The following is a 23,246-nucleotide window of genomic DNA, read 5'->3' as shown; positions in this document are numbered from 1 at the left end:
AAAAATATAACAAACACATTGACAAAGTTGCCACTCAATGAATATCACCCGTGCAAAGGATAAAATGTTCAGCATGAACGATTTCACTAAATTCTTGATTGGTTTCACAAACGAGACCTGATAGACTGAGCTAAAACTTAAGTTCGATGATGAGGACGGCAAGATGCGGTTGGCAGAGGTGGCTGAACGGTTTGGGGCAACCCTCGACTGTCCAGAGCAGGGCGATCGCCCCGTTTTGGGGGTAGCCCCCCTCGAAACAGCAACAGCAACAGACATCTCCTTTCTAGCCAATCCGAAGTACACCGCTCTATTGCAGACTACGGCAGCGGCTGCTGTGTTTGTCCGTCCCGATTTTCAAGGGGAAGCAGCCTGTCCCCTGCTGCGGGTGCCCCATCCCTACCTTGCCTTTGCCCAATGCATTGAATGGTTTTATCCGCAACCCAAACCCTCCGCCAAAATTCACCCGACGGCAATTCTGGGAGCCAATGTCGTCTTGGGAGCTGAGGTGACCATTGGTGCCTATACCGTGATTGGCGATCGCGTGCGCATTGGCGATCGCACGATAATTGATAGTCATTGCACGCTCTACGATGATGTGGTGGTTGGCGCCGATTGCCGTATCTATAGCCACTGTGCCTTGCGGGAGCGGGTGCAATTGGGCGATCGCGTCATTCTGCAAAACAGTGTCGTTCTGGGTAGTGATGGTTTTGGCTATGTGCCTCTGCCCGATGGTCGCCACTATAAAATTCCCCAAGTGGGCACCGTGGTCATTGGCAATGATGTGGAAATCGGTGCCGGCACAACGATTGATCGCGCCACCTTAGGGGAAACCAGCGTGGCGGATGGCACGAAAATTGACAACCTGACGATGGTGGCTCACAACTGCACCATTGGTGAAAATTCGATTCTCTGTGCCCAAGTGGGCTTGGCCGGGTCGACCCACATTGGTAATCACGTCGTCCTTGCTGGGCAGGTGGGGGCAGCGGGTCATTTGACCATTGGCGATCGCACCATTGTCTCCGCCAAATCCGGCATCAGTAGCTCTGTCCCCCCAGATAGCCGCATGGGGGGGATTCCAGCCATGGATCAAACCCTCTACCTCAAGGTTTCAGCCGCAGTGAAGCAACTGCCGGATCTCCTCAAGCGAGTGCGCCAATTGGAAGCAAAGGTAAGGGGATAGCATAGATATTCTAACCACCCTCTATAGTGGAATTAAGGGCTAGGGTTGCCTTTTGGATCGTTCATCATGGGGTGAGGGGCAATGGGTCACACGAATCTGCGACACTAAAGCTTATGACTCCTCCAGCAGCCATTCGATTACTGCCCAGTGATCAGGAATTGTTCCAAGCGCTCCTTGGCTACCATGAACTGACAATCAAGGCAGACAAGCAAGCAGCCTTACTTACCTTGCTCCAGCGCGATCGCGCCCAAGTCATTGTCAAAAGCATTGCCCAAGCTGCCTTTCCCCAAACGGCCTTTAACTTTGCCCTCTGGATGCTCAACCATGACTTGGTGACACTGGATTGGCTCTACGACATCACCTATCGCATTTCCACCCAGGGCTGTCAAGAAACCATTGATTTGGGATTGCTCTACGGCAGTCTCAAGCACTTAAGTGCAGGGGATCAAGCCATTGTCTTGGGTCAAACCGATGCTGCTCTTAAGGCCATTCGCCTTGATGACTTGGATCTAGCAACCTTGATTACGACATTGGAACCGGGGATAGCCATTAGTTTGCTCTCTTGGTTTGTCACCTTTAAGAAAATCACGACAGTGGATCTGGAATACATCAGCCAAATTGTCCAGAAGGTGAAACCTACCGCCGAACCACCCCAAGAGACCACTGAGATTCACTCCCAACCCCTCGTCCCTGAACCCCACATCATTGAACTCACCCTTGAAGACAAATTACTGGATTTGAATTTGCAATTGGGGGGCACAGAAACAGAGATTCTACCCAAGGTTTTGGATCGCTTTTTATTTCGGCGCACCCGTGAAGATAAGGTGGTCTATCGTCCCAATACACAGGTGGTACGCCTTGCCTGCGTTGGCGAAGAGCGCCGTGACATTCCTGTGCCAGTGCGCAGTGCCAAAACATGGCCACCGGGAGTCTATGTGATCTATCGCGAGCAGGAATCCCTACAACTGATGCGCTTGCCAGATAACGAGTTCTACGAAATTTTGCCCTTCGGGCCTGATCCCTATCTGCGTGCTGAAACGATCGCCCGCATGGTCAAGGAAGGGCAGCGCTAGCTATAAACGGGCAGTGTGAAGTGAAAGCAACTGCCTTTTCCCGGTTGGGAGTCCACCCAAATCTGGCCGTAGTGCATACGAATAATTTGGCGGCAAAGGGCAAGGCCAATGCCATAGCCTTCAATGGTGCGATCGCGATCGAGGCGAACCGTCTCGCCAAAAATTTTTTCCTGCTGCTCAATGGGAATACCGGGGCCAGTGTCACAGACGGTAACTTGTACTTTTTGAGTCATGCGGTGAAAGGCACTGAGGTGAATTTTGCCCCCTGCAGGAGTGTATTTACAGGCATTGTCCAGCAGGTTGACAAGGACCTGACGAATGCGATCGCCATCGCCATAGACCAAGGGTAAATCCAAGGGAATGTCGGTGGTAAAGTGCTGCTTTTTACGTTCAAAATTGAGGCGCACATCCTCAACCGTTTCTTGGCACAGTTGTCGCAGATCCAGTTGCCGTGCCATAATTTGCAGTTTGTCTTGGGGCCCGCGCGCCGCTAAGAGTAAATCCGTAATCAGTTGTCCCATCATCTGGGTTTGACTGCGGGCATGGTGAAACAGGCGTTGGATGTCCTCAATATGGAGTTGCTGAGTGCTCTCTTCCTGAAGGTTGGCCTCGAGGGTTTCAAGGGCAATGCCAACAGCAGTGAGGGGGTTACGCAACTCATGGGCCAGCAAGCCAATAATCCGATCTTTGAATTGCAGTTGTTCGGCAAGGCGATCGCGCTCTTGACGCAGTTGAAACAGCTCATCCTTGAGGCGGCTGAGTTCCATGGAGCAATCGGACTGCTCCGCTGCCGACTTTTGCATATCTGCCTGTAGGCCAAGAGCCACTTCCCGCTGCCAGCGCGGCCACCAATAGTCCACCTTTTGCAGTAGCTTGCGACCAGCAAGGGTTTGACGCGGTTCAGGGCGGACTTTAATCAAGGCAGGCGTGGCAACCAGCTTGTACTCCTCTAGGAGATAGGGCTGCTCACCTATGGGCACCACTTTTAACTCAAAGCCAAAGTTCGAGGGCAGTTGCTGAATGTGGGCTTGAATAGCAGCGGTTTCCTCTTCATCGCCCGGACGATTGGCAACAAACAGGAGCAAACTGAGCGGCGGTGTCGTTTCTTGAGTAGAACTGGCATCCGCAGACGCTTTCATTGAATCACCGGTGAGTATTCTCAAGGGCAATGAATGGCGCTTCCTAGACAGGAAACACTAGAGAGCAATCAAAAGATTAACTAAATGTTAGCGGATTCTCCCTCGCAACCCAACTTAAGATTGCTGGCCATCCCGCCGGCCAAGTTCGTAGATTGCCCCACCGATCGTTGCCATCAGGCCTAAACTCAAGGCCCAACTTTGCCCCAAGCCCAAACTACAGAGGATAAAGCAACCCGTCCCCACCAGAATAAAGGGAACTAGCCCCACCATCCCTGCCCAGAATTCGGCACTTTGGTTTGCTTCACCCCCTAGCCACGTCACTAAACGCTGTATTAAGGCTTGCCCCGTGGGATAAAAGCCCCAGTACAGGGCGATCGCCCACAGACCAGACCCCGCAATGGCAATGGGGGAGAGAGAAACCTGCTGCAAATTGGGAATCATAGGAGTCCTTGAAAAATCTTGGGATCAAACATTTCTCGGAGAGATAGATAGTAGGGGGTAAAAACACTTGTATCATAGCCAGCGGCACGGGTTTGTATTTCCTTACCCAAAAGGTGCACCATTTGAAACACTAGCTCCCATGTCACATTCAGCGAAGGATAAAGCATCAAACACAGGGGAAAGAGTTCCCGTTGCAGCGCCCCAAGGCTTTGCTCCAAAAGACATACCCAGAGGTAGATTTGGAACATCTCGACATCGCGAATACTGGAAACACGCACACTGGCTTGGGTCAAAGGGCCACTAAAACAGCGGTGCTGGGGGTTGAGTTCGGCAACACGATCACAAATAGCGGTGGCGATCGCCGTGCTCTGGGGCAACAGATGGCGCACTAAAGCCAAGGCCGGATCATTGTAGTCGTAGTTGGCTGCTGCGTTATAGGCACGGTGCAAGGGCATGTAGAGGTGATCATCAATGACTTTGAAGAAGCTACTGAGGATCGGACGTTGGCTCGTTGGTGCCACTTCTAGCAGTAATACCCCCGTGTGGTGAAACTGCATACTGACAAAGCCAATCACCCGCGGATCGACGGCAGTATAGCGGCGGCGAATCTCACTGATGGCACTAGCCAGCTTGGCGGTCATTTGCTGGGTGCCCTTGCCGGCTTCGTAGAGTTTGAGGGTGCGCTGATAAATGTCATGGATGTCTTTGGAGATGCTCCAAGGATCCACCAGTTCCGCTGGGATGCCATGGCGAATCATCTCTGCGGCCAAGAAGCCTTCGGTGCGCTGCCAAGCCTTGACACTGGCATTCCGCAATTCGGCCAAGAGCCGAGGGGCAACCACCGCTGGATCATCCTCCGCAAGGGCGGTGGTGTTGAGGTTGGTAATATAGCGCTTTGCCCAAGCCTGTGCCAGACTGCTCAAGGAGGTGGTGTCCGGTGCGATCGCGCTCGATCCGTCAGTAGTGGTATTCAACATGAGCACCTCCGCCATTTAGAACAGGGCTATAAGCAGAATTGATGTTAAGAATTGTAACTTGTTTTAAGCTGATCCTGCCACCCTGCGCCACTAGCGATCGTTGACCGCAACTGCTCATACCGTTAATCTGCCCTATAGCAGCAACATCTTTGGAGAAATTGGATGGACTGGCAATCCTTTGCCGTGAGTTTTGCGATTGTTTTCTTGTCAGAACTGGGGGACAAGAGTCAACTGGTGGCGATTACTTTAGGGAGTAATGCCCGCTCCGCTACCGCTGTCTTTCTAGGCGTGGCCTCTGGCTTGGTGTGTACAACGTTTTTCGGTGTGCTTTTGGGCAGTGGGATTGCCACATTGATCCCCGTGAAGGTGGTCAAGGCGATCGCTGCCATGATGTTTGCCTTTCTGGGGTTTTATTTGCTGTCTCAAACAGCGGCTGACAGCCTTGACAAGGAGCGAATTTGATTATAACCAAAGGATTGATTATCATAGTGACTACAGGTTAGCAAATGGATAACCCTAAAACTGCAATTTAACTGCGATAGGCTACTTAGCTAAGCAAAATCTGCTGTTTGAGTTTTATTTTTTAGGATAGCGCCGTGTTCACGTCTCCTGCTCCCAGTCCCCTACCCCCCATTCGTTCCCTTGAGGATGCGATTGATCGCTGTCAGCGCCTAGGATTGCGCCTCAGTCGGCAGCGGCGTGCCATTCTCGAACTGCTCTGGGATGCCAAGGATCACCTCTCCGCACGGCAGATCTACGATCGCCTGAATCAAGCCGGCAAAGACATCGGCCATACCTCTGTATATCAGAATCTCGAAGCCCTTTCCGAGCATGGCATTATTGAGTGCGTTGAGCGTGCCGATGGGCGCCTTTACGGCAATATCAGTGATAGCCACAGCCATGTCAATTGTCTCGATAGCCAGAAAATTATTGACGTTCACGTTGAGCTACCCCCCTCTCTCATTGCTGAGATTGAAGCAAAAACTGGCGTGAAAATCGTTGACTATCGCATTGACTTTTATGGTTATCAAAACGCTGAGGCGAGCACCCAAGGATAACTATCGTGGCCAATCCCCAACATCTTCAGCTTCTCAAGCAGGGGGTTACCGCTTGGAATCAATGGCGGGAGCAAAACAGTGATATTCGCCCTGATCTGGGACAAGCCGATCTCACTGGCGCCAATTTGGAGCTGTACAACCTCACCAATGCCAATCTCGATCAGGCAAATTTAGCGGGGGCTGATCTGCGCAACGCTTTGCTCAAGGATGCCTACATGGCTGGAGCAAACCTCTACATGAGTGACCTGATTGAGGCGGATTTGCAGGGGGCCTGTTTACAGCGGGCTACCTTAGCGGGTGCTGATCTCTACAAGTCAAATATTGCCATGGCCGATCTGCGCCAAGCCAACTTGGTGGGCACGCTACTGCGGCGAGTGAGCCTAGTGGAAGCGACCCTTGCCTATGCCAACCTCACCCGTGCCAATCTCTTTCAAGCCAACCTGCACTTGGCCGATCTCAAGAGCGCAATTTTGCAAGAAGCGATTCTCGAAAGTGCCAGTCTCATTGAGGCCAACTTTGAATATGCGGTTCTCATTGCGGCCAAGATGTCGAAGGCCAATGCCCGCCGTGCTAACTTTAAGGGGGCAAACCTCTACAAAGCAGAAATGGACGGCATGGATCTGCGGGATGCGATTCTCGATAAAGCTTAGCACCAGCAACTTGTGAAAAGGCAAGGTTCAGGCTACGTTAGAGGTGAATCATCCTCGCCTATTGCAACTCGAAAGGAATGCCTGTGACTAAAAGCATCCGTAATACAGCACGTATGGTTCTTGGTGTAATTTTTGGGATTATTGGGGTTGTCGGCTTCATTTTACCCCTAGTGCCAGGAACGCCTTTTTTGCTGATAGCGGCAGCTTGTTTTAATTCTATGGAACCTGAGGAGACCGCCAGTGCCCAAGGGAATGAATCGCCGCCTGTGGCATGAAATACTTTTTCCTCACTGAGGGGTGGCAGATTGGCCGCGTGTGGGAACCCCAAGGCCTCTGGAATGAGCAAGCGTGGCGGCGATCGCCCGTGATCACCCGTACCTGCCTCTACATCCTAGAGGGGGAGGAAAAGCTTTGGCTGTACCAAGTGGAGGAGATGGTTCTCATGGTAGAAGTGAAGCCCAGCCATCCTGACCCTGCCTCAACCATTGGCCAAGTGGTGCTTAAGCGCCTGATGAGTGCGGAGGATGTGCTGACCTACCTGTGTACCACCCCTGCCATTGCCAAAATTCAAGTGGAGCGAACCTCCCCTTCGGGCGATCGCCCCTAGCGATTCTTAAGCCTTTGGCACAATTTGTTAACTCTTCTGGCGTAATTCCCTATCTGCGGTGGCCTAGCAGAGAGAACTTGATCAATGCTAGCCTTGGTGCTCCCTGTTTGAGGTAAACTAGTTCGATGTTGTTGCCAACCGATGGAAACGCATTCGGCAACTCAACCCTAGACTTTTGTGATTGATCAATTTTAAGGTGTCCTTTGGTTGCAAACTCCGCTGCCTGCCTTGATGGCAAATCCTTAGCCCAGTCCATTGAACGCCAGTTGGCTGATCATGTGCGGACGTTTCAAGCCCAGTGGGGGCGATCGCCCGGCTTGGCGGTGTTGCGGGTTGGCGATGATCCCGCCAGTGCCGTGTATGTCCGTGCCAAAGAACAAGCCTGTGGCCGCGTCGGGATTCAATCCTTTGGTGCCCATTTACCGGCCACCATTACAGAAGCGGATTTATTGGCCAGAATTACTGAGCTAAATCAGGACGAATGGGTGGATGGCATTCTGCTGCAATTGCCCCTACCGCCCCACCTTGATCCCCGTCCCCTGCTATACGCGATTCATCCGGATAAAGATGTGGATGGCCTGCATCCCGAAAATCTCGGTCGGCTCGTGCGCGATGAACCGGGACTGCGCAGTTGTACGCCTGCTGGAGTGATGCAGCTTTTGGCCGCCTATGGCATTGATGTTGCAGGTCGCTCGGCAGTGGTCGTGGGTCGCAGTATTTTGGTCGGCAAGCCCTTGGCCTTGATGTTACTCACTGCCAATGCAACGGTGACGATCGCCCACTCGCGCACCCGTGATCTTGCCAGTGTCACCCGTAGTGCTGAGATTTTAGTCACAGCAATGGGACAGCCGCGGCGGATTACTGCCGACATGATTCGGCCGGGGGCAGTGGTCATTGATGTCGGGATTAATCGCATTCAACGCCCCGACGGTAAATCGAGTCTCTGGGGCGATGTGGACTATGAGGCTGCCTGTGCTGTGGCCAGTTATATTACCCCTGTTCCGGGGGGCGTCGGTCCGATGACCGTTGCCATGTTGTTGCACAATACTGTATGGAGCTATTGTCGCCGTCACAACTGGCACAAGCCCCTGCTCTCGTTGACCTCTATGCCGCCCGCACGCTGAGGAGTTGTTCATGATTTCCGCTGATCCCCCCCAAGTCCATCCCGCCGGCACATTTGATCTCAAGGCCTACCTCAAAGAACGCCAAGCCCTTGTGGAAGCAGCCCTCGAAGCATCGATCCCCGTTGCCTACCCAGAGAAAATTTACGATGCGATGCGCTATTCACTGATGGCAGGGGGCAAACGGCTGCGCCCGATTCTTTGCTTGGCCACCTGTGAACTGATGGGGGGCACCGTGGAAATGGCCATGCCCACCGCCTGTGCCCTAGAGATGATCCACACGATGTCGCTGATCCACGATGATCTGCCGGCTATGGACAATGATGACTACCGTCGCGGCAAGCCCACAAATCACAAAGTCTATGGCGAAGATATTGCCATTCTGGCGGGGGATGGCTTACTGGCCTATGCCTTTGAATATGTGGTGGAACAAACGAAAAACGTGCCCGCAGAGTATCTGCTGAAAATTGTGGCGCGGTTGGGGCATGCGGTGGCAGCAACGGGATTGGTGGGCGGTCAAGTGGTGGACTTGGAGTGTGAAGGGCAGCCGAACATTGGTCTAGAAACGCTGCACTTTATCCACTCCCACAAAACGGGGGCATTACTGGAGGCCTCTGTGGTTTCTGGGGCATTACTGACGGGGGCGAATGAATCTGATGTGGCTCGCCTGTCGCGCTATGCGGCAAATATTGGCTTGGCGTTCCAGATTGTGGATGACATTTTGGATATTACTTCGACCCGCGATGTCCTCGGTAAAACCGTTGGTAAAGATGTGGCCGCCCAAAAAATGACGTACCCGCGCCTGTGGGGTCTGGAAAAATCTCGCCAAGAGGCTGAACGCTTGGTGGCAGAGGCGAAGGCAGAGTTGGCTGTGTATGGGGCAGCCGCCGTTCCTTTGCAGGCGATCGCCGACTACATTACCAGCCGCAGTCATTAACGATCCCGAAGTGGGTTAGGATGGGCGCAGAGTTTGTCCTTGTCCGTAACCATGATGGACGGTCTTCGTGAGCTACTGGCTAACCATGTCCTCTGGGTCGCTTTCGCCGCCAGCGCGATCGCCCAAATGCTCAAGTTACTGATTGACATTGCCAAACACCGCAAGCTCAATTTCCGCGTTCTAGTGGAAACGGGGGGCATGCCCAGTTCCCATTCCGCCCTAGTTACTGCTCTGGCGACTGGGGTAGGGCTGCAGCGGGGCTGGGATAGCATTGAGTTTGCGATCGCCGTTGTCTTTGCCTGCATTGTCATGTACGATGCGGCCGGGGTGCGCCAAGCAGCCGGTAAACAAGCCCGCATTCTCAATCAAATTGTCGATGAATTTTTCCAAGATGGGCACGAATTGGCAGAAGCCCGCCTCAAGGAGTTATTGGGGCACACCCCCATTCAAGTCATCGTTGGTTCCGCCCTTGGGGTGGCGATCGCTTGGCTGGCGGTCTAAGGGTTTGCCCAGCGGTTATTGCCCTGTCTCGCGACCATAGCGATCCTCAAAGCGAACAATATCATCTTCGCCAAGGTAGGCTCCCGACTGCACCTCGATCATTTCAAGGGGAATTTTCCCCGGATTGGCCAAGCGGTGCACAGCGCCCACAGGGATATAGGTGGACTCATTCTCCGTCAGCAGAAACGTTTTGCCATTGCAGGTAACTTCCGCTGTACCACTGACAACAATCCAATGTTCTGCGCGGTGATGGTGCTGTTGCAGCGAAAGACTCGCCCCCGGCTTGACCGTAATCCGCTTCACTTGAAAGCGATGACCCGTGTCAATGGAATCGTAATGTCCCCAAGGGCGATAGACTACGCGATGATTGTAAGCCTCACTGCGCTTTTGGGCTTGCAGTTGCTCCACCACTTGTTTCACCTGCTGTGCCGCCTCCTGATGGGCAATGAGAACAGCATCAGCGGTTTCTACAACAATGAGGTTTTCCACCCCCAGTAGAGCAACCAAGCGGTTTTGACTATGGACAAAGCAATCTTTGCTGCCATAGGTGAGAACATCGCCACGGCAACTGTTGCCAAATTCATCCTTGGGTGTCACCTCCCAGAGACTTGACCAAGATCCCACATCACTCCAGCCACACTCTAGGGGCACTACCGCTGCTTTTTGCGTCTTTTCCATCACCCCATAGTCCACCGATAAACTGGGACACTGACTCAAGGGTGCTGTGGCCAAGCGGATAAAGTCCAAATCCTCCTGTCCCTCCCGCAGTGCCAAACGACAATGGTGCAAAATGTCTGGCTGCTGCTGTGCCAATTCTGCTAAGAAGCTCTGGGCGCGGAAGAGAAACATACCGCTATTCCAAAGGTAATGGCCATCCGCTAGATAAGCCTCTGCCGTTGCCAAATCGGGTTTTTCGACAAACTCTGCCACCCGATAGGTGTGGGCCTCACTGAGGGCTTCCCCCCGCCGAATGTAGCCGTAGCCTGTATGGGGAGAGGTGGGCGTAATGCCAAACGTTACCAACCAGTCCTTGGTGGCGGGTGCAAGTGCCCGTTGTAGCCCCTGCTGAAAGGCGGCAACATCCTGAATTAAATGATCCGCTGGTAGCACCAAAAGAATGGCATCGGTGGCGAGGACTTCTGTGACGTAGAGCGCAGCAAGGGTAATCGCAGGAGCCGTATTGCGCCCCAAGGGTTCGAGCAAAATCCGCGTTGGTGTCACCCCTAGCTCTTGAAATTGTTCCGCTACAAGGAAGCGATGGGCGTCATTGGCCACCACCACTGGCGGTTGCACTTGGGGTAAACCCTGCAAGCGTTGCCACGTTTGTTGTAGCAGACTCTGCCCTTCGGCAGTTAAGCGCATAAACTGCTTGGGATGGGCTTGGCGCGATAATGGCCAAAGGCGACTTCCGGCTCCCCCCGATAGAATCACTGGAATACAGTCCATGCAAGGTTCCCCTCACGTAATGCGACGCTTAAGCGTAGTCTATCGCCAAAGAACTTCGTCTTGGTTCAGACCCCTGTTCTTTTTGTTGCTCATTTTCTAGGGGCTACTGTTTTGGCAGTGCCCGATGAATGGCAGTGAAGGACTGAGGTGGCGTTTCCCCTTGGTTAAGGTTTGGCAATTGGATTCATCAACAGACTTAAAGCCCTTGGCGATTCTCCTTGGGATAGAATGTGGGCTGATCAGCGTTAGGGTTTCCTATGGCGATTAAAAAGGGAGATTTGGTAAAGGTCGTTGCTGAAAAATTGGCCAACAGTGTTGAGGCCTTGGCCAGTGATCATCGCTATCCCCCCTATCTCTTTGAGGGACGAGGCGAGGTGGTGGAGATTCGCGGTGACTATGCGCAGATTAAATTTCCAGTGCCCACCCCTACAGTTTGGCTGCGCCTCGATCAACTGGAGATCGCCAAATAACCCCAATTAGGGTCTCCTGCTAGCCTAGGAGCCAGTGAAGAGTACCCGTGTTAGCAATTTTCAGCGTGTCTGGATATGATGGAGGCAATGCTATTGCTTAACATTTAGTAATGTTAGTTCAACCTTCGCAACCTCAACGCTGGTTTCAGTGGCTCAAGGAGACGCTCCTTTTTGGGCAAGAACCCAGTGGCGAACTCTTAGCCATTTTGCTGGTGTATTTTGTCCAAGGGGTGTTGGGCTTAGCACGGCTGGCCATTAGCTTTTTCTTTAAGGATGAGTTGGGTCTGTCGCCGGCGGAAGTGGCGGCATTGATGGGTGTGGCTGCGCTGCCTTGGGTCATTAAGCCGGTATTTGGCCTCATTTCTGATAGTGTGCCGCTTTTGGGATTTCGTCGCCGTTCCTATCTTGTCCTGTCGGGCTTGCTGGGCTGTGGGGCGTGGTTGAGCTTGGGGACGTGGGTGGCTACCCCTTGGCAGGCAACGGCAGCGATTCTCGCAGCCTCGATCGCCATCGCCCTCAGTGATGTGATTGTCGATTCACTGGTGGTTGAACGGGCACGCCAAGAATCGGCGACTGAAATGGGAACGCTGCAATCCCTAAGCTGGGCAGCGACTGCCGTGGGGGGCATCCTCACCGCTTACTTTAGTGGCCAACTGTTGCAGTGGTTTAGTCCGCGTACAGTGTTTCAAATTACAGCGGCGTTTCCGCTCTTGATGTCGGGGGTTGCGTGGGCGATCGCCGAAGCACGGGTTACGGCTCGGCCTCAACTGCGTCAGACTTGGGAGCACATCAACCGTGTGCGCCAAGCCATGATGCAAAAACGGATTTGGTTGCCGGTGGCGTTTCTCTTCCTCTGGCAAGCCACCCCCGGCTCGGAATCAGCCTTCTTTTTCTTCACAACGAATGAATTGGGCTTTGAGGCGGAGTTTTTGGGACGGGTGCGCCTTGTCACTAGCATCGCCTCCCTCTTGGGGGTGTGGATTTTCCAGCGCTACTTGAAAACGCTGCCCATTCGTACCATTTTTTTCTGGAGCACGATTCTCTCAGCCCTTTTGGGACTCTCTAGCTTGATTTTGGTCACCCACCTCAATCGCCAATGGGGCATTAGTGACCAGTGGTTTAGCTTGGGGGATAGCCTCATTTTGGCAGTTATGGGGCAGATTGCCTTTATGCCGGTACTCGTGTTGGCGGCACGGCTGTGTCCGCCGGGGATTGAGGCCACCCTCTTTGCGCTGCTGATGTCCATTAGCAACCTTGCCAATCTGGTCTCCCATGAGTTGGGGGCACTGCTGACCCACTGGCTGGGGATTACCGAGCATAACTTCGATCGCCTCTGGTTGCTGGTGCTCATTACCAACCTGAGTACGCTATTGCCCCTACCCCTGTTGAACTGGTTGCCGCAGCAGGTGCCGGCGCCCGCCTCTCAATCCTCTGTCACTGTTGAGTTGGAGCCAAGTGTCTCATGACTGGAGTTTTAGATCGCCCCTACACGATGGCGGATTGGCGGGGGGGGACCGAATCTCTCACCCAAGAATATGACTATTGGATTGAGGATGTCGAAGGTACGGTGCCCACGGATTTGGTGGGAACGCTCTACCGCAATGGCCCTGGACGGTTGGAGCGCGGGGGAGTGCCCTTAGCCCATCCCTTTGATGGCGACGGCATGATCTGTGCTTTTCGCTTTGAGAAGGGACGGGTGCATTTTCGCAATCGCTACGTGCGTACCGCTGGGTTCTTAGAGGAGGAAAAGGCCAATCGCCTTCTCTATCGCGGTGTCTTTGGCACCCAAAAACCGGGGGGCTGGCTGGCCAATTTCCTCGATATTCGGGTCAAAAACATTGCCAATACCCATGTGATCTATTGGGGGGGCAAATTACTGGCGCTCTGGGAAGCCGGTCTGCCCTACTGCCTTGACCCTGTGACCCTAGAAACCATTGGCCTCGACAACCTAGGGGGTCTCCTCAAGGAGAGGGATGCCTTTGCAGCGCATCCCCGCTTTGATCCTCAGACGCAGCGGCTCGTGAATTTTGGTGTCAAGCCCGGCCTGCGGACTCGTATTACCCTCTATGAGTTTGATGCCAGTGGTCAATGTGTCTCCCAACCTGTCTTTGAAATTCCGGGCTTTGCCTTTATCCATGACTTTGCCCTGACCCCCAACTACGCCATTGTCTTTCAAAATCCAGTGCAGTTAAATCCACTGCCCTATCTGCTGGGACTGCGGGGCGCTGCCCAGTGCATTCAATTCAATGCGCAGGAACCGACACGGGTTTGGCTGCTGCCTCGTCGGGGTGGGACTCCCCAGATGTTGACGATGCCCGCCTGTTTTGTCTTTCACCATGCCAATGCCTACGAAGCTGGGGATGAAATTCATGTGGAGTCCATTGCCTACAGCCACTTTCCCAATCTCGAACCGGGCATGGATTTTCGGGAGGTGAATTTTGCAGCGCTGCCCTCAAGCCTGCTGTGGCGGATTCAATTGAACCCCAAAACCAAGGCTGTGGATTGGCAAGTGGTGAGCGATCGCCCCTGTGAATTTCCCGTAGTGCATCCGGCCAAGGTGGGGCAACCCTATCGCTACACGTATTTGGCGGCAGGGCATGATCCGAAAACCAATGCGCCTCTCCAGGCACTGTGGCGGTGCGATCGCCAGACGGGGGAGGAACAATTTTGGTCGGCGGCACCGCGTGGCTTTGCCAGTGAACCCATTTTTGTCCCGCGGGGTCTGCAAAAGGGTGACTTTCTCTGGCAGGGTGCCCAAGGGGAAGAGGATGGCTGGCTCTTGCAGGTGGTGTATGATGCCAGTTGCCACAAATCGCAGTTACTCATCTTTGATGCGGCAGCCATTAGCGCCGGGCCAGTGGCACGATTGCGCTTGAAACACCACATTCCCTATGGTCTCCACGGTTCATTTACCACAGCGGTCTAGGCAATGGGCATCGAAATTGAGCGCAAGTTCCTTGTCACAGGCGAAGAATGGCGATCGCTGGTCACAAGTGTGTCCCAATTTGCCCAAGGCTACCTGTCCACAGTTCCTGAGCGCACGGTGCGGGTGCGTCTTGCGGGTGAGCAAGCATGGATCACAATCAAGGGCAAAGCCAGCGGTGGCCAACGCCGTGAGTATGAGTATGCTATCCCCGTTGCTGATGCAAGGGAACTCCTCGCGGAATTGTGCCTACAACCCATCATCCAGAAAAACCGCTATCGTATTCCAGCGGGTGATCTGTGTTGGGAAGTGGATGAATTTACTGGCGCCTGTACTGGCCTGATTTTGGCAGAAATTGAATTGCCCCGTGCTAACTATCCCCTGACTCTACCCCCGTGGATTGGCCTTGAGGTGACCGACGACCCCCGCTATACCAATGCCTACTTAGCGGAGCACCCCTATCAGGAGTGGGCAACCGGCAATTCCTGAGATTCGATAGGATACAAAAATATCGCCACGGCTGCGCTATGCTTGCTCGGATTCGCCAGATTACCCAAACCCTCACCCCCCGTCTCATTGAAATTCGTCGCCATCTGCACCGCTACCCCGAATTGAGTGGCCAAGAACATCAAACCGCTGCCTATGTGGCGGGGGTACTTTCCTCCGCCGGCTTAACGGTACAGCAGGATGTGGGGAAAGTGGGGGTGATTGCGGAACTGGCGGGGAATCCCAAAGAACAGCGGCTCTTGGCCATTCGCACCGATATGGATGCCCTGCCGATTCAAGAGCGCACTGGACTCGAGTTTAGCTCAAAACATAGCGGGGTGATGCACGCCTGCGGTCACGATGTCCACACCACGGTGGGTCTGGGCACGGCAATGGTGTTAGCAGCCCTCAAGGAGGAGTTCCCCGGACGGGTGCGGTTTATTTTTCAACCAGCGGAAGAAATTGCCCAAGGGGCGAGTTGGATGATTGCCGATGGCGCTATGAAAGAGGTGAGTGCCATTTTGTCGCTCCATGTGTTTCCCACCATTCCAGCGGGGGAAGTGGCGGTGCGCTACGGGGCGTTGACGGCGGCTGCCGATGACATTGAGTTAACGATTTTGGGAGAATCGGGCCACGGTGCCCGCCCCCATGAAGCGGTAGATGCGATTTGGATTGCCGCTCAAGTGATCAGTGCTTTGCAACAGGCCATTAGCCGCACGCAGAATCCCCTGCGACCCGTGGTGGTTACCTTTGGCAAAATTCAAGGGGGACGGGCTGCCAATGTCATTGCCGATCAGGTCACCCTTCAGGGAACGGTGCGATCGCTCCATCCGGAAACCCGTGCCACCCTCCCGACCTGGATTGAGCAAATTGTGGCCAATGTCTGCCATGCCTACGGTGCCCGTTACAAACTCCACTATCGGCGGGGCGTACCGGGGGTGGAAAATACGCCCTACCTATCGCAACTGCTGGCGGAGGCGGCGACTGATGTGGTGGGTGCCCCCCATGTGCATATTTTGCCGGAACCGTCCCTGGGGGCAGAGGATTTTGCCCTTTACCTAGAGCATGCCCCCGGTGCGATGTTTCGCCTTGGGGTAGGGTTTCGCGATCGCCCCAACTATCCCCTGCATCACCCGGAGTTTGATGTCGATGAACAGGCTATCCCCGTGGGTGTGATGACCCTTGCCCATGCGGCCTGTCGCTATTGGCAGATTCCCTACTAATGACGATTGGCATGGTAGAGCATGCCGAGGGCGATCGCGCTGACTATCCCCTTTGGCAGCCAACTGGCCACAAGGGGTGAAATGGCTCCCCCCTCACCAAAGGCCGTGAAGATAAAGGCACTGACATAATAGCCAAAAATAATTGCCACACTGAGCCCAAAGGCCCGCCCCTGTCCTTGGCGGGGAGAACTGATCCCCAAAACAGCGCCGACAACAGCAAAACTGAGACACAAAAAGGGGAGAGAGAGCTTTTCCTGCAACTGCACCCGCCACTGCCGCAGACGTTTGGCATCGCCACTTTCCGCCAAAACTTGCAAGTACTGATAGATTTCGCGGCTGGTCATAAACTCTGGTGCTCGCGTTTCCATCGCTAAATCAAGGGGGGTGCGGGGGTAGGCAAATGTTCGTTCTGAGAAGGTCTCGGCCACATCATAGTCGCGATCGCGGGTCAGGTGGTGGTAGGTGCCCTGCCGAAACAGCCACGCCGAACCCTGCCACTGGGCTTCCTGCGCCGTAATAATTTCTCGCAATTGCCCCTGCTCAAAGTTCAACACCGTCACTTGACCCATGACCTCGCCATCAAAACGATGGGCAAAAAAGAGTTGCTGAAGCTGCCCCCCAGCAAAACGACGGTAGAAGATATTGCGGGTTTGAAAGGTAGGTTGGGGGCGTTGAATCGCCACTTCCAAGGTCTTGATGGCGCGGTAGGCCATGGGGGGAGCCACCAGTTCATTGAGGGCAAAGGTGAAGAGCAAGGCACAGAACCCCGCTAGGAGCGCCGGTCGCACTAAACGCAGCGGACTCACCCCACAGCTTTTGCAAGCAATCAGTTCACTGCGGCGGGACAGTTGACTATAGGCAAGGAGCGAACCAAAGAGCATCGCCATGGGAATGCCCAGCACCGCAAAGGTGGGCAAACGCAGAAAAAAGACTTGAAGGGCACTGAGGATGCCAAGGTTGTGCTCCACCATATTGCGAATGAGGTAGAACACCGTACCAATAACGGCAGCGATCGCCGTAAAAATGCCAAAACCAAAGACAAAGGGGCGAATCATCTCCCGCAGAATATAGCGATCCAACAGGGAGAATCGCGGCTGCCAAGGCATCTTCTCAAGGGATCGGGCGATCGCCAGCATCTTTTATAGTCCCAAGCGGGGTTTCGCCAACTTCCAATAACGAAAGAATCGCTTCAAATCAGCATTGGCAGGTAACGTGACAAAGGGTTCTGGCTCTAGGATCTCCACTGGATAGGCCAATTGCTGACAAATGGCGCGAAAGCGAGGGCTAGGACTGGCCATTGTCACCACGCGATCGCCGCCGTGCACCTCAACAAAGGCATTCACCAAGGGAGCGACCTCACCCCGGTACATTTCCACGGGGAGATCCAGCAGGCACTCATAGAGAAAGACCAGCCGCTTTAGGCGAATTTGCCACTCCTTGAGGAGCGCTACATCCCAAACAAAAATGGCCGGCGCCTTGGGATAGCGGTCAAAGATGGGCGCCGTGGGGTCGAGGCAGTCTCCATGAACCCAAAGAATTGGCTGCCCCATTAGCGTTGCATGGCCTCTTTTTTCAACTGTTTGCTGTCCCGCTGCGCCGCTGCTGCCAAGTCGGCATCCAAGAGGGTTTGACCCGTGGCGGCCAAATAGACATCATCTAAACTGGGTCGTGACTGCGCCAAGCTAAAGAGGGGAAGTCCTGCTTCCTCTAGCGCCCTTCTAATGGCTGCGATCGCCACAGCCGCATCTGTGACCACCAGATTCAAGGAGTTGCCTTGGTTGGCATTAATCAGCGCCGATTTCACGCAGTCCAATTGACTGAGAAGGGCCTGGGCCATTTGTGCCTCTTGACGCGGTGTAAATTCTCGTACCCGCAACGTGACGCGATCGCCCCCAATATTGGCCTTGAGTTCCTCGGGAGAGCCACTGGCAATCACCCGCCCCTGATCGAGAATCGCCAAGCGATCGCTAAGGAGATCCACTTCCTCAAGGTAGTGGCTGGTCAAGATAATGGTCAGTCCCTGAGCCTTGAGATCCCGCAGCACATCCCAAATCACTTGGCGACTTTCAATGTCGAGGCCTACGGTGGGTTCATCTGAGACAAGCACTTGGGGTTGATGCAGTAGTCCTGCCGCGAGATCAAAGCGTTTGCGAATGCCACCCGAGTAGGTACCACACTGGCGATCGCGCCATTCCAATAAATCCAACCGTGCCAGCACTGCTTCAATGCGCTCTGGAATCAGGGCACGGGGAATGTGGTACAGCGCCGCCTGTAATTCTAGAAATTCCTGACCCGTGAGGATTTTATCAAGCGCCACCTCCTGAGCCACATAGCCTAATTTTTGGCGCACTAAATGAGGTTGGTGGAGAACCGAAAGACCACAGACTTCCAATACCCCAGCATCCGGTCGCGAGAGGGTACACAGACAGCGCAGTGTTGTCGTTTTCCCTGAGCCATTTGGCCCCAGCACCCCAAAAATTTCCCCTTGATGGGCGCTAAAGGAGACATCGGCCACCGCTGTAATGGCACCGTAGGACTTCTTGAGATGTTCGACCTTTACCGTGGCTGTCATGGTCATTCACTCTGTGTGTGATTCCCTTAACATTTTGACAGATCTTCCTCCTTGCTTTGGTGCGCGTGCTACAACGGCAACTAGAGCCTATTGGGTGGGTTTCCCATGGCCACTGCCGAAACTGCGCCGATTGCCGAAGTCATGCACCTCACGGGCGATCGCCTGCGATTGCGGATTCAAGAACTGAAAACGGATGCTGCCTTTCGCGATTCCCTGAGTGCCTATCTGAAAACCCGCCAAGGGATCAAATCTGTTCACGTTAACCCCCTTGCCGCCTCAATTACCATTGAGTATCACCTCGAGCAAATCACGCCCCTACAACTGTTGGCGGCCATTCAATTTTGGGGGGATGTCCAGATCATTGGCCAAGGCAATAAGGGCTTGCAAAACCTCACCCGCGCCTTTGATCTCGAACCCGAAGAGGTGGGCAACAAACTCACCTCCATGGGCGGATTTCTCATGGGCGGCTATGTAGGTGATATTCTCGGTGGCATGGTGGGGGGAACGGCGGGTGGCCTGTTTATGGGGCCTGCGGGTGCGGTCATGGGGGTGCAAGTGGGCACCTTTGTTGGCGGTGTGATTGGTGCGCGATTAGGGATGGAAGCCACGGAGCAAATCACCCAACTGCAATTTACTGCCCTTGAGGAAACGCCGGAACGGGTCGCGAAAGTCTTGGAGATTCGCACGGGTGACAAAATTGGGGGTACCGCCGGTGAAATTGCTGGCGGCTTGGCGGGGCAAGTGGTCTTGGGGCCTGTGGGCGAAACCGTCGGGCGCGTAGTGGGCAATATGGTTGGTGCGCAACTAGGGGAAGATCTCGGGCGACAGTTGGCGGCGCCATCCCCTGAGGAACCTCCTCCCCCATCCCTGCATCTTTTCCTAGAGTGGTGGGTGAAAACCAGTCAAGCCTTTACTAAGGAAACGCTATGGGCGACCCTCGGTGGCATGGTGGCACGGGCCATTCTGGGGCCTCAAGCCGAAGCTGAGGGCATCCGAGCCGGTACCCGCATTAGTCGTCATCTCGATATGCAACAGCCCAACACCGCAGCAAAAGAGAAAAAAGTATAATCCTAAAGTAATGGCCTATGGAGATGTCCAGCGCGACAGGAGCGAACCAATGCTCGATACCATCTTACTCCTCATTATCGTCGTGATGGGAATTGCCGTTGGCTTCAACAGCATTGACCTCCTCCCAGAAACGGTTCTTGCTCAAGTGGCCAATGTGCGGGGATTGCAGTGGGTCATGGCTGGCTTTGGCGCCATTGTTGGCATTGCCCTTGGTTTATTGTTGCAGTCCCTTTACCATCGTCTTGAGCGCAGTATCCGTCAATTGCCCCCAGAAACGCTCTTGTCGCGAGCCGTGGGTCTAGTGGTGGGGTTGCTCTTGGCCAACTTGATGCTGGCACCGATTTTCCTGTTGCCCATTCCCAAGGATTTTTCCTTTATTAAACCCCTGATTGCTGTTCTCACTAGCATTGTCTTTGCCTATTCGGGAACCACTTTGGCCGATAGTCACGGGCCTGCCCTGCTGCGGTTAATTAACCCCAATGCCGTTGCTAGCAGTCTCTTGGCTGAGGGGATGCTCAAACCTGCCCGAGCAAAGGTACTGGACACCAGTTGCATTATTGATGGCCGCATTGAGGCGCTGTTGAATCTTGGGGTACTCGAAGGGCAAATCATTGTGCCCCAGTTTGTACTGCAAGAGTTGCAACTGATTGCCGATGCGGGGAATGAACAAAAACGGATTCGTGGTCGGCGAGGTCTCGACGTTCTCAATCGCCTCCAAGCCAGTTTGGGCGATCGCATTGTCATTCACTCCGCAGACTATCCAGAATTAACAACGGTGGATGCCAAGCTGGTGCGCCTCTGCCAAGAAATCAACGGCACTCTTGTCACCAATGATTTGAATCTCAACAAAGTTGCCCGCTTCCAAAAAGTGGATGTCTTTAACGTCAACGAGTTAGCGCAAGCCCTGCGCCCCATCTACCTCCCCGGCGATACGCTGGAGTTGAAGATTCTCAAGGAAGGGAAAGAACCAGCGCAAGGGGTGGGCTACCTTGAGGATGGCACGATGGTGGTTGTCGAAGAGGGGGTGGATCACATTGGCGATCAGTTGTCGGTGGTTGTGACCAGTGCCCTGCAAACCTCGGCAGGCCGCATGATTTTTGCCCGTCTGCAAATGCCAACGATGGCCTAAATTTCCTCTTTTTAGGGGGTCTCCCTATGACCCATGAGCCACCCAAGCCCACTTCCCCCCCGCAACTGGTTTCACCGTGGGTCTGGGGTCTTTTTGTTTTCAGCATCCTATTCCTCTTTGGTGTGCTGTTGGCGACGGTGTGGCGACCGACGCTCTTTCCCATTGATTTAGTGAATCCCGATCAGTTGCGGCCTCTGCCCGACCTCCTGCAGATGCCCACCGATGATTTAAGCGTGTGGTGGCCCATTGTCCTTGCGGCAGTGGTGGCAGTTGCCCTCAATTTTATTCCCAGCAACAATGTCACACGCTTGATTATTCGCTTCATTGTTATTCTCTTTGGCTGCCGCTATCTGGTGTGGCGGGGCTGGGTGACGCTCAATGATGCCCACTGGTTGAGCTTTACTGCCAGTATTGGCTTCTATGGTCTTGAGGTGCTCTACTTTTTCACCTATTTGCTTTACTTCTATCAGACGGCATGGCTGACGACTGCATGGCGATCGCGCCAGGCCGATCACTATCAGCAGGCAGTTCTCAGCGGCGAATACTGCCCCAGTGTGGATATTTTTATTCCCACCTATAATGAGCCTCCCTATATTTTGCGGCGGACGATTGTGGCCTGTCAGGCGATCAACTACAGAAATAAAAGCATCTATGTCCTCGACGATGGTCGGCGATCGGAAATTGCGGATCTCTGTGAGCATCTGGGGGTCAACTATCTCACCCGTCCCACCAATGAGCACCGCAAAGCAGGTAACCTCAACCATGCCCTGAAATACACCACTGGTGAACTGATTGCCGTTTTTGATGCCGACTTTATTCCCTTTCAGAACTTCCTGAGCCGCACCGTGGGCTTCTTTCAAGATGATCACGTGTCCATGGTGCAGACCCCCCAGCACTTCTTTAACCCTGACTACCACTCCCAAAACCTTGGCATTGAGTTCATGATGCCCGGCGATATGGAGTACTTTTTTGGCTTTATTCAGCCGGGGCGGGACTTTGGCAACGCCATTATCTGCTGCGGTACCTCCTATGTGGTGCGCCGCCGTGACCTAGAAGCCGTGGGTGGATACTATACCCGCTGTGTAGTCGAGGATTTCCAGACGGGGACAAGGATGCAAATTGCTGGCTACCGCCTGATTTATCTGAACGAAATCCTCAGCATGGGGGAATCTCCTCGCAACTTTCAGGATCATTTAGAGCAACGGCTGCGCTGGCTACAGGGGAATATGCAAATCTATTTCTGTGGTGATGATCTCCCCATTTGGTCAAAACTGTCGTGGTTTCAGCGCAGTTGCCACCTCTCGCTGCTCTTGCACAACATTAATCCCTTTATCCGCACGTGCTTTCTCGTTGGTCCGTTTTTGAGCCTAATGACAGGCATCTCCTTAACGGTGGCGACATTGGGTGAGTACCTTTTCTATGCCCTGCCCTACACGCTGTTAGTAATTGCCACCTTTAGCTGGGCGACAGAAGGGCGGTATTTTTCCGTCTGGGGTGAAGTCTATGAGGTGACCTTTGCCTTTCCGGGGATGGTGCAACTGATTAAAATCCTCCGCAATCCCTTCGGTAAAATTGGCAGCATTGTCACTAACAAGGGCACCCTCTCCAATCGGAAGCGGTTGAATTTGCGCTATACATGGCCGCTGGCGGCGTTTGTGATTGCAGTCGGGGTGGGGGTCTTTATCCGCTATGGGGGTTACTGGCTCCATATCTGGCCACCAATGGAGTATGAACGGGCGGGTTTAGAGGTGATGCTGGCTTGGACGCTCTACAACGCCTTTATTGCCTTGATTGCGGTTCTGTCCTCCATTGATCAGCCCACCCGCCGTCAGAGCGATCGCTTTCCCGTTTGCACCGTATGTCGTTTCCAACTGGGGGATCAAACCTACTGGGGCTATACCCGCGATGTGTCGGAGACTGGTGCTGCCCTGTTGCTGACTGCAGGGCGTTTTATCGAAGCCCAAAGAGATACCGTCGGCAGGCTGACCTTTTTGGAACAGGACTTTAGCGTCACCGCAGCCGTGGTTCGTACCCGCACTGAAGAGGAGCGGTGCTGCATTTACCTGCGATTTTTAGAGGTCAGTGATGAGGCACAGCGGCACCTCGTACAACTGCTCTATGGTGGCCTCACATGGTGGCACAAACCCAAAGCCCCCAATGGCCTAGATGCCTTTTGGCCAATGTTGATTCGTCTCTTCGACTTTCGATCGCTCTTTAGCCTCTATAGCAATAATTGACCGATAGG

The 23,246-nt window shown here is 53.9% G+C and carries 25 protein-coding genes; 18 read left to right on the top strand and 7 right to left on the bottom strand.

Features of this window, described 5'->3' with window-relative positions; translation table 11 throughout:
- Positions 1 to 163: 163 nt before the first annotated feature.
- Together lpxD and M0644_RS06300 are read left to right on the top strand one after the other, a co-directional pair.
- A complete protein-coding gene (gene lpxD / locus M0644_RS06305) occupies positions 164 to 1,180 on the top strand; it encodes a UDP-3-O-(3-hydroxymyristoyl)glucosamine N-acyltransferase (protein WP_286627076.1) in 1,017 nt (338 codons plus the stop codon).
- 113 nt (positions 1,181 to 1,293) lie between these two features.
- Positions 1,294 to 2,253: a hypothetical protein gene (locus M0644_RS06300; RefSeq protein ID WP_149819164.1), complete on the top strand. Its 960-nt coding sequence runs from the start codon at positions 1,294 to 1,296 to the stop codon at positions 2,251 to 2,253.
- Here the strand turns inward: M0644_RS06300 and M0644_RS06295 are convergent.
- The 3 genes from M0644_RS06295 to M0644_RS06285 form a co-directional block, all read right to left on the bottom strand.
- Positions 2,250 to 3,392, bottom strand: coding sequence for a histidine kinase (locus M0644_RS06295; protein WP_149819162.1), 1,143 nt, complete (start codon positions 3,390 to 3,392; stop codon positions 2,250 to 2,252). The genes M0644_RS06300 and M0644_RS06295 overlap by 4 nt on opposite strands.
- 114 nt (positions 3,393 to 3,506) lie before the next feature.
- Positions 3,507 to 3,833 (bottom strand): hypothetical protein, encoded by a 327-nt coding sequence (locus M0644_RS06290; RefSeq protein ID WP_149819160.1) that lies wholly within the window; start codon positions 3,831 to 3,833, stop codon positions 3,507 to 3,509.
- Positions 3,830 to 4,810, bottom strand: coding sequence for a hypothetical protein (locus tag M0644_RS06285; RefSeq protein ID WP_286627075.1), 981 nt, complete (start codon positions 4,808 to 4,810; stop codon positions 3,830 to 3,832). Before M0644_RS06285 ends, M0644_RS06290 begins: the two co-directional genes overlap by 4 nt.
- Positions 4,811 to 4,972: 162 nt before the next feature.
- Here M0644_RS06285 and M0644_RS06280 point away from each other — a divergent pair, with 162 nt between their 5' ends.
- From M0644_RS06280 to M0644_RS06245, 8 genes are all read left to right on the top strand, one after another.
- A complete protein-coding gene (locus M0644_RS06280; RefSeq protein WP_286627074.1) occupies positions 4,973 to 5,272 on the top strand; it encodes a TMEM165/GDT1 family protein in 300 nt (99 codons plus the stop codon).
- A gap of 134 nt (positions 5,273 to 5,406) precedes the next feature.
- The gene (locus tag M0644_RS06275) at positions 5,407 to 5,868 is read left to right on the top strand and encodes a Fur family transcriptional regulator (RefSeq protein ID WP_149819154.1); all 462 of its coding nucleotides are present in this window, start codon (positions 5,407 to 5,409) and stop codon (positions 5,866 to 5,868) included.
- A 5-nt stretch (positions 5,869 to 5,873) separates the two neighbouring features.
- Positions 5,874 to 6,518 (top strand): pentapeptide repeat-containing protein, encoded by a 645-nt coding sequence (locus tag M0644_RS06270; RefSeq protein ID WP_149819152.1) that lies wholly within the window; start codon positions 5,874 to 5,876, stop codon positions 6,516 to 6,518.
- Between the two features lie 77 nt (positions 6,519 to 6,595).
- Positions 6,596 to 6,793 (top strand): DUF454 family protein, encoded by a 198-nt coding sequence (locus tag M0644_RS06265; RefSeq protein WP_149819150.1) that lies wholly within the window; start codon positions 6,596 to 6,598, stop codon positions 6,791 to 6,793.
- Complete coding sequence (locus M0644_RS06260; protein WP_149819148.1) at positions 6,790 to 7,125, top strand: hypothetical protein; 336 nt, start codon at positions 6,790 to 6,792, stop codon at positions 7,123 to 7,125. Before M0644_RS06265 ends, M0644_RS06260 begins: the two co-directional genes overlap by 4 nt.
- A 203-nt stretch (positions 7,126 to 7,328) precedes the next feature.
- On the top strand, positions 7,329 to 8,249 hold the full coding sequence (folD, locus tag M0644_RS06255; protein ID WP_149819146.1) for a bifunctional methylenetetrahydrofolate dehydrogenase/methenyltetrahydrofolate cyclohydrolase FolD: 921 nt from the start codon (positions 7,329 to 7,331) through the stop codon (positions 8,247 to 8,249).
- 10 nt (positions 8,250 to 8,259) lie between these two features.
- Positions 8,260 to 9,183 (top strand): geranylgeranyl diphosphate synthase CrtE, encoded by a 924-nt coding sequence (gene crtE, locus M0644_RS06250; protein WP_149819144.1) that lies wholly within the window; start codon positions 8,260 to 8,262, stop codon positions 9,181 to 9,183.
- Positions 9,184 to 9,234: 51 nt separating this feature from the next.
- Entirely contained in the window at positions 9,235 to 9,684 is a 450-nt protein-coding gene (locus M0644_RS06245; RefSeq protein WP_149819142.1) for a divergent PAP2 family protein, read from the top strand.
- A gap of 15 nt (positions 9,685 to 9,699) precedes the next feature.
- Here the strand turns inward: M0644_RS06245 and M0644_RS06240 are convergent, their stop codons facing one another.
- On the bottom strand, positions 9,700 to 11,130 hold the full coding sequence (locus M0644_RS06240) for a mannose-1-phosphate guanylyltransferase/mannose-6-phosphate isomerase (protein WP_149819140.1): 1,431 nt from the start codon (positions 11,128 to 11,130) through the stop codon (positions 9,700 to 9,702).
- Between the two features lie 257 nt (positions 11,131 to 11,387).
- On the opposite strand from M0644_RS06240, the gene ndhO reads away from it, so the two are divergent.
- From ndhO to M0644_RS06215, 5 genes are all read left to right on the top strand, one after another.
- Entirely contained in the window at positions 11,388 to 11,600 is a 213-nt protein-coding gene (ndhO, locus tag M0644_RS06235) for a photosynthetic/respiratory NAD(P)H-quinone oxidoreductase subunit O (protein ID WP_149819138.1), read from the top strand.
- A 110-nt stretch (positions 11,601 to 11,710) separates the two neighbouring features.
- A complete protein-coding gene (locus M0644_RS06230; RefSeq protein WP_286627071.1) occupies positions 11,711 to 13,066 on the top strand; it encodes a folate/biopterin family MFS transporter in 1,356 nt (451 codons plus the stop codon).
- Positions 13,063 to 14,526 carry a carotenoid oxygenase family protein gene (locus M0644_RS06225; protein ID WP_286627070.1) on the top strand — a complete coding sequence of 488 codons (1,464 nt, stop codon included), beginning with the start codon at positions 13,063 to 13,065 and terminating at the stop codon, positions 14,524 to 14,526. Before M0644_RS06230 ends, M0644_RS06225 begins: the two co-directional genes overlap by 4 nt.
- 3 nt (positions 14,527 to 14,529) lie before the next feature.
- Positions 14,530 to 15,012: a CYTH domain-containing protein gene (locus tag M0644_RS06220; RefSeq protein ID WP_286627069.1), complete on the top strand. Its 483-nt coding sequence runs from the start codon at positions 14,530 to 14,532 to the stop codon at positions 15,010 to 15,012.
- A gap of 38 nt (positions 15,013 to 15,050) precedes the next feature.
- A complete protein-coding gene (locus tag M0644_RS06215) occupies positions 15,051 to 16,232 on the top strand; it encodes a M20 family metallopeptidase (protein WP_286627068.1) in 1,182 nt (393 codons plus the stop codon).
- On the opposite strand, the gene M0644_RS06210 is transcribed toward M0644_RS06215, so the two are convergent.
- From M0644_RS06210 to M0644_RS06200, 3 genes are read right to left on the bottom strand one after another with little or no spacing between them, the layout of a single operon-like run.
- On the bottom strand, positions 16,229 to 17,368 hold the full coding sequence (locus tag M0644_RS06210) for an LptF/LptG family permease (RefSeq protein ID WP_149819130.1): 1,140 nt from the start codon (positions 17,366 to 17,368) through the stop codon (positions 16,229 to 16,231). The genes M0644_RS06215 and M0644_RS06210 overlap by 4 nt on opposite strands.
- 3 nt (positions 17,369 to 17,371) lie before the next feature.
- Positions 17,372 to 17,782 carry a hypothetical protein gene (locus M0644_RS06205; protein WP_286627067.1) on the bottom strand — a complete coding sequence of 137 codons (411 nt, stop codon included), beginning with the start codon at positions 17,780 to 17,782 and terminating at the stop codon, positions 17,372 to 17,374.
- Positions 17,782 to 18,804: an ABC transporter ATP-binding protein gene (locus tag M0644_RS06200; RefSeq protein ID WP_286627165.1), complete on the bottom strand. Its 1,023-nt coding sequence runs from the start codon at positions 18,802 to 18,804 to the stop codon at positions 17,782 to 17,784. The genes M0644_RS06205 and M0644_RS06200 overlap by 1 nt, the downstream gene beginning before the upstream one ends.
- 105 nt (positions 18,805 to 18,909) lie before the next feature.
- Between M0644_RS06200 and M0644_RS06195 the strand changes: the two genes are divergently transcribed.
- From M0644_RS06195 to M0644_RS06185, 3 genes are read left to right on the top strand one after another with little or no spacing between them, the layout of a single operon-like run.
- On the top strand, positions 18,910 to 19,872 hold the full coding sequence (locus M0644_RS06195) for an HMA2 domain-containing protein (RefSeq protein WP_149819126.1): 963 nt from the start codon (positions 18,910 to 18,912) through the stop codon (positions 19,870 to 19,872).
- A gap of 49 nt (positions 19,873 to 19,921) precedes the next feature.
- On the top strand, positions 19,922 to 21,001 hold the full coding sequence (locus tag M0644_RS06190) for a PIN/TRAM domain-containing protein (RefSeq protein WP_149819124.1): 1,080 nt from the start codon (positions 19,922 to 19,924) through the stop codon (positions 20,999 to 21,001).
- Between the two features lie 26 nt (positions 21,002 to 21,027).
- Positions 21,028 to 23,238, top strand: a complete 2,211-nt coding sequence (locus tag M0644_RS06185) for a glycosyltransferase (protein WP_286627066.1) — start codon at positions 21,028 to 21,030, stop codon at positions 23,236 to 23,238.
- Positions 23,239 to 23,246: the final 8 nt, after the last annotated feature.

Source organism: Thermosynechococcus sp. B1, assembly GCF_030322985.1.
GTDB lineage: Bacteria > Cyanobacteriota > Cyanobacteriia > Thermosynechococcales > Thermosynechococcaceae > Thermosynechococcus.
This window is presented reverse-complemented; position numbering and strand designations above follow the sequence as displayed.

Excerpts from the sequence above, each read along its gene's own strand:
- M0644_RS06215 (WP_286627068.1), top strand. The coding sequence starts at position 15,051 with ATGCTTGCTCGGATTCGCCAGATTACCCAAACCCTCACCCCCCGTCTC.
- lpxD (WP_286627076.1), top strand. The coding sequence starts at position 164 with ATGCGGTTGGCAGAGGTGGCTGAACGGTTTGGGGCAACCCTCGACTGT.
- M0644_RS06265 (WP_149819150.1), top strand. The coding sequence starts at position 6,596 with ATGCCTGTGACTAAAAGCATCCGTAATACAGCACGTATGGTTCTTGGT.
- M0644_RS06260 (WP_149819148.1), top strand. The coding sequence starts at position 6,790 with ATGAAATACTTTTTCCTCACTGAGGGGTGGCAGATTGGCCGCGTGTGG.
- M0644_RS06210 (WP_149819130.1), bottom strand. The coding sequence starts at position 17,368 with ATGCTGGCGATCGCCCGATCCCTTGAGAAGATGCCTTGGCAGCCGCGA.
- M0644_RS06245 (WP_149819142.1), top strand. The coding sequence starts at position 9,235 with ATGATGGACGGTCTTCGTGAGCTACTGGCTAACCATGTCCTCTGGGTC.
- M0644_RS06240 (WP_149819140.1), bottom strand. The coding sequence starts at position 11,130 with ATGGACTGTATTCCAGTGATTCTATCGGGGGGAGCCGGAAGTCGCCTT.
- M0644_RS06185 (WP_286627066.1), top strand. The coding sequence starts at position 21,028 with ATGACCCATGAGCCACCCAAGCCCACTTCCCCCCCGCAACTGGTTTCA.
- ndhO (WP_149819138.1), top strand. The coding sequence starts at position 11,388 with ATGGCGATTAAAAAGGGAGATTTGGTAAAGGTCGTTGCTGAAAAATTG.
- M0644_RS06230 (WP_286627071.1), top strand. The coding sequence starts at position 11,711 with ATGTTAGTTCAACCTTCGCAACCTCAACGCTGGTTTCAGTGGCTCAAG.
- M0644_RS06300 (WP_149819164.1), top strand. The coding sequence starts at position 1,294 with ATGACTCCTCCAGCAGCCATTCGATTACTGCCCAGTGATCAGGAATTG.
- M0644_RS06200 (WP_286627165.1), bottom strand. The coding sequence starts at position 18,804 with ATGACAGCCACGGTAAAGGTCGAACATCTCAAGAAGTCCTACGGTGCC.
- M0644_RS06220 (WP_286627069.1), top strand. The coding sequence starts at position 14,530 with ATGGGCATCGAAATTGAGCGCAAGTTCCTTGTCACAGGCGAAGAATGG.
- M0644_RS06280 (WP_286627074.1), top strand. The coding sequence starts at position 4,973 with ATGGACTGGCAATCCTTTGCCGTGAGTTTTGCGATTGTTTTCTTGTCA.
- M0644_RS06195 (WP_149819126.1), top strand. The coding sequence starts at position 18,910 with ATGGCCACTGCCGAAACTGCGCCGATTGCCGAAGTCATGCACCTCACG.
- M0644_RS06295 (WP_149819162.1), bottom strand. The coding sequence starts at position 3,392 with ATGAAAGCGTCTGCGGATGCCAGTTCTACTCAAGAAACGACACCGCCG.
- M0644_RS06285 (WP_286627075.1), bottom strand. The coding sequence starts at position 4,810 with ATGTTGAATACCACTACTGACGGATCGAGCGCGATCGCACCGGACACC.
- M0644_RS06205 (WP_286627067.1), bottom strand. The coding sequence starts at position 17,782 with ATGGGGCAGCCAATTCTTTGGGTTCATGGAGACTGCCTCGACCCCACG.
- crtE (WP_149819144.1), top strand. The coding sequence starts at position 8,260 with ATGATTTCCGCTGATCCCCCCCAAGTCCATCCCGCCGGCACATTTGAT.
- M0644_RS06290 (WP_149819160.1), bottom strand. The coding sequence starts at position 3,833 with ATGATTCCCAATTTGCAGCAGGTTTCTCTCTCCCCCATTGCCATTGCG.
- M0644_RS06190 (WP_149819124.1), top strand. The coding sequence starts at position 19,922 with ATGCTCGATACCATCTTACTCCTCATTATCGTCGTGATGGGAATTGCC.
- M0644_RS06225 (WP_286627070.1), top strand. The coding sequence starts at position 13,063 with ATGACTGGAGTTTTAGATCGCCCCTACACGATGGCGGATTGGCGGGGG.